The sequence below is a fragment of the Methanolobus sp. ZRKC5 genome, from assembly GCF_038446525.1.
Classification (GTDB): Archaea; Halobacteriota; Methanosarcinia; order Methanosarcinales; family Methanosarcinaceae; genus Methanolobus.
Genome location: NZ_CP151792.1, coordinates 159,058 through 172,262, shown reverse-complemented (window position 1 = coordinate 172,262; position 13,205 = coordinate 159,058). Strand labels below are relative to the sequence as shown.

7 protein-coding genes are annotated in these 13,205 nt (G+C 39.7%); 3 read left to right on the top strand and 4 right to left on the bottom strand.

Annotated elements, in window-relative coordinates:
* Window positions 1–18 precede the first annotated feature (18 nt).
* On the bottom strand, window positions 19–2,709 hold the full coding sequence (locus tag WN948_RS00705; RefSeq protein WP_342305049.1) for an HAD-IC family P-type ATPase: 2,691 nt from the start codon (window positions 2,707–2,709) through the stop codon (window positions 19–21).
* 232 nt (window positions 2,710–2,941) lie between these two features.
* Between WN948_RS00705 and WN948_RS00700 the strand changes: the two genes are divergently transcribed.
* The 3 genes from WN948_RS00700 (at window position 2,942) to WN948_RS00690 (ending at window position 7,079) form a co-directional block, all read left to right on the top strand.
* Window positions 2,942–4,396, top strand: coding sequence for an IS66 family transposase (locus WN948_RS00700; protein ID WP_342306442.1), 1,455 nt, complete (start codon window positions 2,942–2,944; stop codon window positions 4,394–4,396).
* A gap of 426 nt (window positions 4,397–4,822) precedes the next feature.
* Entirely contained in the window at window positions 4,823–6,262 is a 1,440-nt protein-coding gene (locus tag WN948_RS00695; RefSeq protein WP_342305048.1) for a ribulose-bisphosphate carboxylase, read from the top strand.
* Window positions 6,263–6,308: 46 nt separating this feature from the next.
* The gene (locus WN948_RS00690; RefSeq protein WP_342305046.1) at window positions 6,309–7,079 is read left to right on the top strand and encodes a CPBP family intramembrane glutamic endopeptidase; all 771 of its coding nucleotides are present in this window, start codon (window positions 6,309–6,311) and stop codon (window positions 7,077–7,079) included.
* Window positions 7,080–7,444: 365 nt separating this feature from the next.
* On the opposite strand, the gene WN948_RS00685 is transcribed toward WN948_RS00690, so the two are convergent.
* The 3 genes from WN948_RS00685 to WN948_RS00675 form a co-directional block, all read right to left on the bottom strand.
* Window positions 7,445–8,233, bottom strand: coding sequence for an HD domain-containing protein (locus tag WN948_RS00685; RefSeq protein WP_342305045.1), 789 nt, complete (start codon window positions 8,231–8,233; stop codon window positions 7,445–7,447).
* A gap of 37 nt (window positions 8,234–8,270) precedes the next feature.
* Entirely contained in the window at window positions 8,271–8,696 is a 426-nt protein-coding gene (locus tag WN948_RS00680; protein WP_342305044.1) for a peptidylprolyl isomerase, read from the bottom strand.
* 143 nt (window positions 8,697–8,839) lie between these two features.
* Window positions 8,840–13,021, bottom strand: coding sequence for an S-layer protein domain-containing protein (locus WN948_RS00675; RefSeq protein ID WP_342305043.1), 4,182 nt, complete (start codon window positions 13,019–13,021; stop codon window positions 8,840–8,842).
* Window positions 13,022–13,205 lie beyond the last annotated feature (184 nt).

Here is a 13,205-nt window from a genome sequence, read left to right as displayed (position 1 = left end):
CTCACCTGGTATAATGTACTAGCTTAACTTCGAAATTGCATTAAATGACGCTCCTCTTATTTTCTGACGTTTTCTATACACCAACTTTTCTGCTTCTATTACAAAGAATACAGTACTTGATACCAGTACTATGTTCATCCAGTCAGCAATTTCCAGAGGAGCAGTACGCAGTACATTATTCATCAAAGGACTATAGGTGATGAAAAGTTGCAAAAGGATAACCAGTGACACTCCACCTAACATTACCCTGTTTGAGAACAGACGCCCAATGACATTCTCATAGATGGACTTCGAGCTGAAGAGATAAAATACCTCGAAGAGAACAATGGTATTCAATACTATGGTCTGTCCTTTTGATGTATTTATATTTTGACCATCCATTTCAAAGAAGAATAACAGAAAACTTGCCGTCACCATCAAAAGTGCTACGGTCACTATCCTGCGCTTTATAATTGGAAGTAAGATAGGTTCATCCGGGGAACGAGGTTGCCTTTTCAGTAGGTTTTCTTCTTTTGGCTCAAATACAATAGGAACACCCAGTCCTATGGCTGTAACAGTATTGATCCACAGTATATGAATTGGCAAAAGTGGAGGATTTGTGATCCCGAGCAAAACTGCTGCCATGATAGCAAGACCCTCTGCTGCATTGGTGGGTAGTGTCCAGAGAATGACCTTCTGTATCTTATCATAGACATCCCTTCCTTCCTCGATGGCGTTCACGATGGATGCAAAGTTATCATCTGCAAGTACCATATCGGAGGCTTCCTTGGCAACTTCCGTACCTGACCTGCCCATCGCGATACCGATATCAGCTCTTTTAAGTGCCGGTGCGTCATTGATACCATCCCCCGTTACTGCAACTATATTCCCCTGCTCTTGTAGCAGGCGTACAATACGGGATTTGTTCTCCGGGGATGTGCGTGCAAAAACTGATATATCTTTTAGATTTTCCAACAGATGTTCATCGGACATGCTGTCCAGGTCAGAACCAGATAGTGCCCCTTTAGTTGTGATACCGAGCTGTCCGGCAATGCTATTGGCTGTAAGTACATGATCTCCAGTTATCATAACTACCCTGATACCGGCATTGTTACACTTTTGTATGGCCTCCTTTACTTCGTCTCTGGGAGGATCCATCATTCCCTGTAACCCAAGGAATGTAAGAGTGTTGACATCTTCCACAAACAGCTCTTTTTTATTCTTATCTACGTGCTTGTATGCCATTGCGATAACACGCAAACCACTTGATGCCATTGAGGAAGCTGCTTCAAGTATCTTTCCTGACTGGATCTCAGTTTCCTTCTCTCCATCATACTGTGAATGGCACATGTTGATTATTTTCTCAGGAGAGCCTTTTACATATACAACATTTGAACCCCCGTCTTGCTCGTGTAGAGTGGCCATGAACATTTTTTCAGACTCAAAAGGCAGAGAATCCAATCTGGGAAGATGAAAGCCGGATACTTTCATTGCTGATACGAGCAAAGCACCTTCTGTGGGGTCACCCTGAATGCTGCCTTCATCCTTGATATAAGCATCATTACACAAAGCTCCTGCTTTAAGAGTTTCCAGAAGAGATTGGTATTTCAGAGCATCAATTTGCCTGTTGTTCTGGAAGAACTCGCCTTCAATGGAATACCCATCTCCGGTGACATCAAACAGAGCTTCCATAGTGTAGATTGATGTCACAGTCATCTGATTCATTGTAAGCGTTCCTGTTTTATCGGAACAGATGACCGTTGCCGAACCAAGTGTCTCTACAGAAGGCAGATTCCTTATGATGGAATTCTTGGAAGCCATTGATTTGACACCTATCGCAAGGGAGATAGTGATCAGGGCTGGAAGTCCTTCTGGTATGGCTGCGACAGCCATGCTTACAGTAGCCAGGAATATTTCCAGGTTCTCAAAACCCTGCAATCTGCCTATAATGTATGTAAAAATAGAAACAAAAATAATCACTATGAAGAGTTTTTTTCCAAGGCGGTTAACGGTACGTGTGAGGGGGGTGGAGATGGTCTCGGATTCCCTTATGAGTTCTGATATTTTTCCGATCTCGGTCCTTGAACCAATTGACACAACTACTCCCATACCAACACCTTGTGTGATTAGTGTGGCAGAGAATGCCATATTCTTCTGGTCACCAAGGGCTATATCCTCACCTGCAATATGTGTGGTGTTCTTTTCAGCAGCCAGAGATTCACCGGTAAGGGCTGATTCGTCTATGCGAAGGTTTTTGGTCTGGAACAATCGCAAGTCTGCAGGTACTCTGGAGCCAGCTTCAAGAAGTACCACGTCACCGACGACCAGTTCCCTGCTGGGAATTAACTTGCGCAACCCTTCTCTTATCACAATGGCTTCGGATTGCATCATTTTTGCCAGTGATTCAAGAGCGTGTTCTGCTTTACTTTCCTGAATAAAACCGATGATGGCATTTGCAAAAATGACGCCTGTTATCACAATAGAATCTGCATATTCATCCAGGATAAAGGTTATTATGGCTGCCGCGATCAGTACATAAATAAGAGGATTAGCAAACTGTTTTAAGAATTGATAGACAGGTCCGTGCCTTCTCTTTGTTTCAACTTCATTGTACCCATGTTTTGACAGACGTAATGAAGCTTCATCATTGCTGAGTCCTTCTTTATTTGTTTCCAGAAGACTGAAAGTTTCATCTCCAGTGGCGCGATACCAGCTAACATCCCCATCCATAAAAAGAAATAGTCTTTCCCTGATTAAATTGTTTTGTGAGATAAAATTTTTATTCGATATATTATAATAGCACCATTATAAATTACCCACGTGGAGGCTTTATATGAAAAAAATAAGTAACTATTCAGCCTGACTGTTTTAATGATGCAAAAAACAATATACTATGGCTTCATTCTATGTGTTAAAAAATATTCAGTAAAATATCATAAAAAACGTCTATCAATCTGAGGGGATTTGTATAGACCGCGAAGAAATACTTGCAGTTTATGAAGCTGGTCCAGAAGCAGTAGTAGAACTTGTAACTCGATTACTTGGGATAATTGAACATCAATCTCTCCAAATTGCACAACTTGAAGAGCGTGTCAGGCATTTGGAAGAAATGCTTGAAAAGAATAGTCGCAACAGTAGCAAACCACCTTCTACTGATTCTTATGCACGGAATAAACCAACCGTTAAAAGTCAAAGAAAAAAGACCAATAAGCATGTAGGTGGTCAAAACGGTCATCCTGGTACTACATTAAGAATAAATGATGATCCGGATGAAGTTATTGTTCATCCTGTTAATCAATGCGTCAATTGTGGGAGATCGTTAGCTTCTGTTCCCTCTGACTATGAAAGAAGACAGGTCTTTGACATTCCTCCTATAACTATCAATTGCATTGAACATCGTTGCGAGATTAAAACATGTCCCAAATGTTCTCATGTAAACAAAGCTCTTTTTCCAGATGGTGTAACTCAGCCGACTCAATACGGTCATCGAGTTAAGTCATTTGCAGTTTATTTGCACACTTACCAATTACTTCCTTATCAGCGTGTTACCAAGTTGTTCTCTGATATTTTGGGATGCAAGATAAGTCCTGCTACTTTGGTGAACACGGAACGTAGTTGTTTTGAGAAGCTTGGAGCTTTTGAAAATACAGTGAAACATCTCCTGAAAGAATCTCCTGTCATCAATCTGGATGAAACAGGAATGAGAATAAATGCAGTTCGTAATTGGCTTCATGTGGCAGGTACAGACAAACTGACCTATTATTTTGCACATCGCAAAAGGGGCTCAGAAGCAATGGATGCTATGGGCATATTACCAGGTTACACTGGTGTTGCAACACATGATTTTTGGAAACCGTACAACAAATATGAATGTCAACATTCATTATGTAATGCACATTTATTACGAGAGTTAACTGGAGCTTCCGAAAACAGTGATCAACAGTGGACAAAGATAATGAGTGATCTCTTGATATGCATTAAACATCATGTTGATAATGATCTTTTAGATACTGAGCTAATTCAAAGGTTCAGTGAGGATTATGATCACATAACTTGTTTAGGAGTGAATGAAAATCCTCCTGATCCGGAATCAAATGTGCGGTCTAAAAAACGAGGACGTAAGAAGCAGACCACGGTAAAGAATTTGCTGGATAGGTTTATTGGCCATAAAGAGGATATCTTGCGATTTATGTACGACCAAAACGTTCCGTTTGATAACAATCAGGCTGAAAGAGAGATCAGAATGACGAAAGTACAGCAGAAGATATCAGGTACTTTCCGCAGTGAACAGGGTGCAAAAAATTTCTGCCGTATAAGAGGATACGTGTCTACTGTTAATAAGAATTCTGAATCTGTTATCGATGCAATTAGTGCAATATTTTATGGCAATTCATTTGTTCCAAAGTTGCAGAATTGATCGTGGATGAAGAAATCAGCTTGGTGGAAGTGAGCTAGGCTGAATAGTTACAAAAATAATTACAATCGTATTGGTTATTATGCTAGCTGTTATTACATTATCCGGTAATATCATGGCAAATGCAATGGGTGATGAAAACTGCAGCGACCATAGTGCAGATAATACTCAACCAGGTACAGGTGATATTGGACCTGGTGAATCAAATGAAAACATTTCTCCAGCAGAAGATTGAACGAGAAATAAAGATAGCTGATATTTTTGGTTTTTTTTAGTTTGGTATGTCGAATTAATTACGAAGTTCACAGACCAAATAAACAATTTTTTCAAATTCATTACAATCCGAGTTGCATTCTGAAGACTTTTACGACTTCAAAATGTTCCTTTTCTGCCAAAAACTAAAATAGATTGCAGACTGTTTTTTATTACATGAGTTCAATTCACGATGATCTGGTCAAGTCGCTTAATTCCAAACAGGAAGCATATGTGAATCTGGAATTAGCAAACCCGACAAACGGGGAATATCTGCTGAGTGTATTTCACATGGTCCCGGGAGGTAAATTTAATGTTTTACAAGCTGCTGCGGAAGTAGCTGCTGAATCTTCCACAGGTACCAATTTCAAAGTTACTACAGAGACTCCTTTTTCCAGGACGATGAATGCGCTGGTATATCAGCTTGATCTGGAAAAGGAACTTATATGGATAGCTTATCCCTGGAGGCTTTTTGACAGGGAAGGCAATGTCCAGAACATCCTGACATATATTGTGGGTAATATTCTTGGAATGAAGGAAGTAGCAGCTTTAAAACTTCTCGATGTCTGGTTCCCTCCTTCAATGCTTGAGCAATATGACGGGCCAAGCTACACTGTAGATGATATGAGAAAGTACCTGAACGTCTATGACAGGCCAATCCTTGGAACCATAGTAAAACCAAAGATGGGACTCACTTCAGCAGAGTATGCTGAGGTCTGTTATGATTTCTGGGCAGGTGGCGGGGATTTTGTCAAGAATGACGAACCACAGGCAAACCAGGATTTCTGCCCGTACGATAAGATGGTGAAGCATGTAAAAGAGGCCATGGACAAAGCGGTGAAGGAAACAGGCCACAAAAAAGTACACTCTTTCAATGTTTCAGCCGCTGATTTTGACACTATGATAGAGCGATGTGAAATGATAGTAGGGGCAGGATTTGAGCCGGGAAGCTATGCTTTTCTCATTGATGGAATAACTGCTGGCTGGATGGCTGTGCAGACGCTCAGGCGAAGATATCCTGATGTGTTCATTCATTTCCACAGGGCAGCCCACGGAGCTTATACGAGGCCGGAGAACCCACTGGGATTCTCAGTACTCGTCCTGTCCAAGTTTGCCAGACTCGCAGGTGCTTCAGGAATCCATACGGGTACTGCAGGTGTCGGGAAGATGAAAGGAACACCTGAAGATGATGTTGTTGCTGCGCACGGAATCCAGTATATGAGTTCCATGGGTCACTTCTTTGATCAAAGCTGGTCAAAGATACCTGAGACTGACAAGGATGCGATAGGTCTTGTGAATGAAGATATGGCACACCATGTTATTCTTGAGGACGACAGCTGGAGAGGTATGAAGAAATGCTGTCCTATTGTTTCCGGTGGTCTCAATCCTGTCAGGCTTAAGCCTTTCATCGATGTTATGGAAAATGTTGATTTCATAACAACAATGGGCTCCGGTGTCCACGCTCATCCGGGTGGAACTCAGGATGGTGCCAGGGCTCTTGTTCAGGCATGTGAAGCCTATCTTAAGAATATTGACGTAGCAGATTATGCAAAAGACCATTCAGAGCTTGAACAAGCTATAGACTTTTTCACAAAGGCGTCGAAAGATGCCATGTGATTCTTTTGAAAGTAAATTAAAATAATTACCCAAAAGGATAATCGGGATGAAACTAAGGGATCTTGTGGACTGGAATATTTACTGGCTTCTTTTTATGCTGGGTGAATTTTCCTTGTTTGCAGCCCTTCCATATTCTATCTCGATATCAGGTGATGCAATATATGATGTGGCAGTATCACTGCCTAATATTCTTGCTGCTCAATTTACCCGATCGACTGTATTCTTTATAGTCTCTATCTTCATAGGCTTGTATCTTGGTAAAAAGATAGGCCTGGAAACACCATTGCTCACTTCAATATTTGAAGGCAAAGGTCTGCCAGAAAATTTTGCATCCACTGCAAAATTATCAATTTTCTTTGGTATCCTTGCATCGATCATTATTTTTATCCTGGACCGTTTCGTTCTTTCAATGTTTGGTGAACCTCTGCTGGTCCTTTTGACAACCCCTCCTTTGTGGCAGCGTTTGCTGTACACTTTCTATGCAGGGATTGTTGAAGAGCTTGTGCTGAGGTTTTTCCTTTTGACATTACTTATGTGGATATCATGGAAAATAAAAAAGACATCTGATGGTCTTCCAACTAATATGGGTGCCTGGATAGCAATACTTCTAGTCAGTTTTATTTACGGCCTGGGTCATCTGGTCACGTCTGTTTCAACAGATCTAGACCATTTTCTGGCCCTTCAAATTATTGTATTGAATGGAATTGCCGGGATAATATTTGGTTGGTTGTATTGGAAAAAAGGAATTGAAGCAGCAATTATTGCAAACCTGACTGCTACTTTTATGATATTAGTAGTTCTTGGTTCATTGTTCTAAGTTAGAAAAATACACAGATGGTATTTGCAGTGTAGACAATAACCCCGTCCCTTAAAGGAACAAATTTCCCCACTGCTCATACTCTAAATAATTGTGATGACTGAAGCATGAACGTAACAAACCTGATGTGTGTGTGGGAGTAATGTGGAACAGATTTGTTAGTGTTCGTATATCTTTATTCGTTTTTAGCTTCAGTCATTTTAATCAAGTCCATATCGTACCACCGAATGGCTATACAGTCGGTCTGAGTCTTCAGCCCTTGTGACTGCAATTCCTACTACATTTCACAACTATATAAATATATCTATACTTAAATATATAATGAGCATGATGATGATGAGGTAAGCCCAACGATCTTAATTGTTTCAGCAATTAGCCAGAACAGAATCCATATACTCTGTCAAATGAATGCGGAGCTTATCCATTTCATCATTCTGTGGCAGGGTGGCTATCATTTTGTCGATGTAGCCTCTTTTCCTGACAAGTCTGACGGTTTCTACGAAATTCAGATCAAATAACCATGCAAGACGTGTGAGATTCATATCATTACATGTTTTGACCTTCTTGACACTTGCAACCTTGTTATTGAATATATCTTCCAGCAGGTCACGGTTATATTCAGAAGTATCAGGAAACCCAAGGTAAAGTGCGGGATTTGGAGATGTATCTTTTATAGTATAGTAATCTGTCAAGACTTTGTAGATATCCAGCTTGTCTGCGTCCCTGATGAGTTTAGAATGAAAAAGAGTTCTCTTATCGAGTTTATCTGGTATCCGGAGAAGATTATGACTCGTAATGGCTGTGAGAATTATTCTCTGTTCTTCCAGAGGCAGATCTGACAGAACTCCTTCTGTCTGCAATATCTTTACTCCCAGGAGAGCATGGTTCTCAGATTCAGAATCCTTGAAGGTTCTGTATTTCCTGATCTGTTCAAAACGGCCAATATCATGAAGCAGAGCAATAGTCTTTACGAGATAATACTCTTCATTACCCAGATATTCTGATTTTGCAATGAGGGAAGCATTTTCACATACCCTTATACTATGCTCTTCTTTGAGCCTTATATTCTCTTGAATAAAAGCATCACCTGAATAAAAGGACTGAACATAACGATTAAACCATTCTCTGAATTTGAGGAAATCTTTTTCTTTCATTAGCAGGCACAAATGAGTTTAAAATCCGATCACTAATTTATGCTTCTACAATTTTTATCTTGAAAGTCAATGCTTTACCAGCAAGTGGATGATTCAGGTCAAAAGTAACTTCGTCATCTGTCAGGTTAATTATTTTTGCAGGCATCTGTTGTCCATGTGGATTTTGTACAAGGAATATTTTTCCAACTTCCATATCCATACTTGTCTGGACAAGGTCTCTGGATACAGTATCAGTAAGTGTATCCTTATATTCACCATATGCTTCTGCAGGTTCAAGTCTGAATTCTTTTTCCTCACCCACTTCCATATTTTTTACAGCATCATCGAAACCTTTTATGACTTTCCCGGAACCTACTGTGAACTCCAGTGCTTGTCCATGATTTTCCGATGAATCAAAAACTGAACCATCATCAAGTGTGCCTGTATAATCTATCTTTATAGTATCTCCGTCTTTTATTACCAATTTATCAACTCGCTTTATGCATTCGAGGTGGCCTACTTTATTTAGTTATTTTGGTGACGGACTTACAGGTTTAATTCAATTTTTTCTCTTTTATTATAAAGAAAAATAAAAGAGACCTTTTGCCTCTTTTTATCTATATTCTATCATGCCAGCACACATTCATCTTCAACAAACACGTAGTACCCTTCATACATGCTCATGTTGAAGACATCTGTGCCTACCTGATTACCTCCAATGATACCTTCTTCATTGTTGTAGCCAATATATGCATGCTTTTTTTCTGCTGGTATCCACGGACCTCTTATCTCGGTGTAAAGATTATCTATGGTAATGAGAGCATATTCAGCAGGTAGTTCTACCTTTGCCGTGTGACCAATTGCATTCCAGCCAGAATATAAGGTTAAAGATGGTGGTCCTGCTGGTATCTTTGGTTTGAGGTATGTCTCATCCACAACAGCAGATTCCGACATATTGTTATGTACCCAGTACCCTTTAAGCGGTTCAAATTCAACAGGTATTATCATCATACCAGAATTTGCATCGTTATAGAACACAATATCTATCTCATCGTCGCTGAACTTCCTTAGCACATCATCAATAGAGGGTTCATCCAGATTCTCCGGGAACGATATCAGGTTCCAGCCGGGTTGCAGAGTGATACCTGTAATGTCAGTTTCCTCATCATCGACAGGAATCTCATCTCCCGGTTCCTCATCTGGTTCCCCATCTATTGGGTCTGTGGCATTTGCTATCTGAATTACAGTATTGAAAACTACAGTATCTGGTATTGCAGTATTATTCTCATCTCTAAACACGACATTTTCCAGATCAAGGCTGTATGTTCCCTCAGATGCATTTTCAGTCACCTCAAAACCAATGGTAAGAAGATTGCCTGATATTGGTTCATTGATTGTTTCTATTACATTGATCCCATAGATAACTGAAGCTATTGCATTGTTACCACCAATTCCGATTCCTGCCGTTGTACTATTACCGAGCAGATTTTCATTTGTAATACCTGTGATATTGATGGCTGATGGGTCATAGTTCAACTGAAGATTGATACTGTCTAGTGGGTAGCCATTTGAGATCACTTTGATAGTAGCCTGGAAATTTTGTCCCGGCTTAAAAGGACCTGTTTCAGAAACCACTTTAGCCATGCTGAATGGAGTATCTGCATTATAGATCTCTACTGATCTGTATGCATCACTTGTACCGCTGCCATCTGCCATAAGCACACGAAGCAGGTATGTACCATCCAGGAACTCATTAGAAAGGAATGTAATATTCCATCCATCATTTCCGTTGTTGTCAGTTCCAAGGCCCCTCCATACTTTTCCATCATTAACCAGACCATCACCATTGATGTCCGCATAAATTCTGAAAGCTGTTGAAACTACATCTTCATCTCCTGACAGGTCCACAGCTTCAATATTCTGTATGCCTGAGATGATATCACTCTCATTTGGTGATATTATGCCAACTATTGGCATCACGTTCGACGCATTCGAGATTCTGAAAGTAGTATTACTGACCATCACATTCGGCATGGTGGTAGTATTTTCATCTTTAAGCAGAACATTTTCCAGTTCAAGACCGTATACACCATCAGTTGCATTCTCCTTTACACCAAAACCAATAGTGAGGACATCTCCTGATACTGGTACAGGACTGGATGCAGTAGTATTGACTTTATAAGTTAGCAAGCCATCACCTTTATCTCCGCTTCCGGGCACTATCAGCGTATGTTCTCCGAAAATCCCATCATCTATAATATTGGTAACAATAACAGCCGAAGGGTCATAGTTTAATTGAAGAGCAATGTCATTCAGTGCGTAGCTAACGGAATTTACCCTTACCGTGGTGTAGAACTCTTCACCCGGCATAAAAGGACCTGTATCAGTAACGATCCTTACAGTGGGTACGGTAAGTTCACTTGAATTTAAGATTGATACCTGGCCATCATTGACAATGGTTGGTATAGCAGCAACATTTTCGTCTGTAAGTTTTACATCATACAGATTAAGAGCATATACACCAGTCGTTGCTTCATCTTTAACCTGGAAGTTAAGTATAAGCAGGGTACCGCTTCTTGGAACTATTGTTTCACGATCCCTGGATGCAAGGTCGAATAGATATGTTCCGGATGAGGGACGTGACATGATCAGGACGTCAGATCCAAGCAGGTCTTCATAGTTTTCACTGTTCAGTTCAAGTGAAGCGTTGTCATAATCAATAGCTAATTTGATACCTCTCAAATTATCCTCTTCACAATCTACTTCCACTGCCACCTGAAAAGTATCTCCAGGTTCAAGATGGCCCGATAAAGGTATTAAAGACGGTTCTATTGAGACGTTTGCTCTTGGATCACTAACACTTATGTAATTATTCACGGTCTTTGTATCACTACTGTTCATATTGCCTGCAGTAAGTGTGACATTGTAAGAGCCAATCGATGTGTATGTATGCACAGGGTTCCTGGTGGTATAATCTGCGATGTTATCACCGTCAACATCCCATTCCCAGGAATCAGTATTTGTAGAAAGGTCAGTGAACTGAACTGTTAATGGTGGGATGCCAAATGTAGTATTTGCAGTGAAATCACAGATTGGAATTATTGGTTCAAATTGTTTCAATGAAAGCGGTAGATGATCGATATTATTAACATTAAGTTCATAGACCATGTCACATATTCCATTTCCATCTGTATCATTGCAGGTCTGGCTAAAACCTTCACCATCTGGTGTTGCCCAGAAGTTCCCACCGATGAATGCACCTCCAATAATGTTTGATCCTTCTGTTTTGGTGACATTCCAAATATTCTCGGACTCAAATATCTCGATATTTTGTACATTGCTGAAGTAGTTATTATATATAGTGTTCTCTTGGGATGTATCAAGATATATGCCATACTCATTTTTTGATATATTGTTGTCATTTAGAATATTGCCATTTGACATGAATAGAGCAATACCATCATAATTATTTGATACATTGTTATTTGCTAGCCAGCTATTTATTGATCCTTCAAAAAGAATGCCCACTTCATTATTTGAAACAAAGTTGTTAAGTAAGGTATTATTGTTGGATACACTCAATAGAATGCCACATATATTGTTTGATAGAACGTTGTTGGCAATATTACAATTTTCAACCTCATTAAGGTGTATTCCAGCGAATGGCCAAAACAACTCGTCGTTTGCACCAGTTACGTTGAAGCCACTGATAGTTACATTGTCTGCAGCTACATGAAAAACACTTTGATTAGAGTTTTGAGCATAGACAGCAGTATAATTTAGATCCCCTGATTCAGATATGATTGTTAACTCCTTATCTACAAACACATTTTCCACATAAGTTCCCGAAAAAACAATAATTGTATCTCCATTGTTTGCATTATAAGTAGCTTCAGTTATCGTTGTATAGTCTGCCGTACCATCCTCGTTTACGTAGATTGTTCTTGGTTCTATTGGTTCTGTAGATTCATTGATCAGATAAAATTCCAAATATTCAATGGAACTGTTAACTTTGAACTTCAGTCCTTCAGCTATTCCCTGAACTGAATCAGGTACTAAATTCATTGGTTCGTAATTCACCATCGAAAGTGAGTCACTAACACTATCAACTTCCAAAATCGCAAACTCATCACTTGTTTCAATCTCGTAGACGTTCTGGAAATCAATTAACCAGAAACCTTCAACAACTACATAGTTGTCAACCTGAGATATCTCAGTAATAAGTGCTCTGAATACAATCACATCATCCTGGTCTCCGACATCTGTATCATAGTCCCAGGTTGCATCTCCAGCCGTTATATCGATAACTTCATATTCTACTAATACTCCATCCCTGGACAATTCCATCCATGCCTTGTTACCCACAACATCGATCTGCTTTACAGCGAGTGCATAGCCATTTGGAAGTTCCAGTAAGTCACCGGTTTCTAGGTTGTACGTGTCATTGGAGTCAACGAGTAACTTGACCAGTTCACCTGCATCATAGTCAGAAAGTGGAACGTATTCTTCTGTAAAGAGTCCGATGACTGGGAAAGTGCCTTTGTTTATGCCCGTATTCTCATCAGCGAAGTCTGCCTGATAATCTGCCTGAACAATGCTTGTATGGTATCTGAGGCCATCTTCTTCGATTGTTCTTCCCGATACAAAGTCTCCTCCGTATATACGCAGTTGTTCATCAAAAATAAATTCTGCAAAATTGCTAGCATTCATTTCAAGAAAGTCTGAATTTTCAGATCCGACAATAGTATCAAGATCAGGACCATCGTATATTGGTCCGGTTGATGATGCAGATACTGTTATACAAGCCATTGTCACTATTAAAATAAAAGACAAAACGATTTTAGTTACGAAATTATTTATAATCCTCATCTATCTATCCCCAGCTATAACACTTTACACTGTCAAATAAGAAAACAACACCGTTTTCTAATATTTTTAACCAACACAATATTATTTCTAAATGTACTTATTGGGGTGCTTTAAAATATTACTT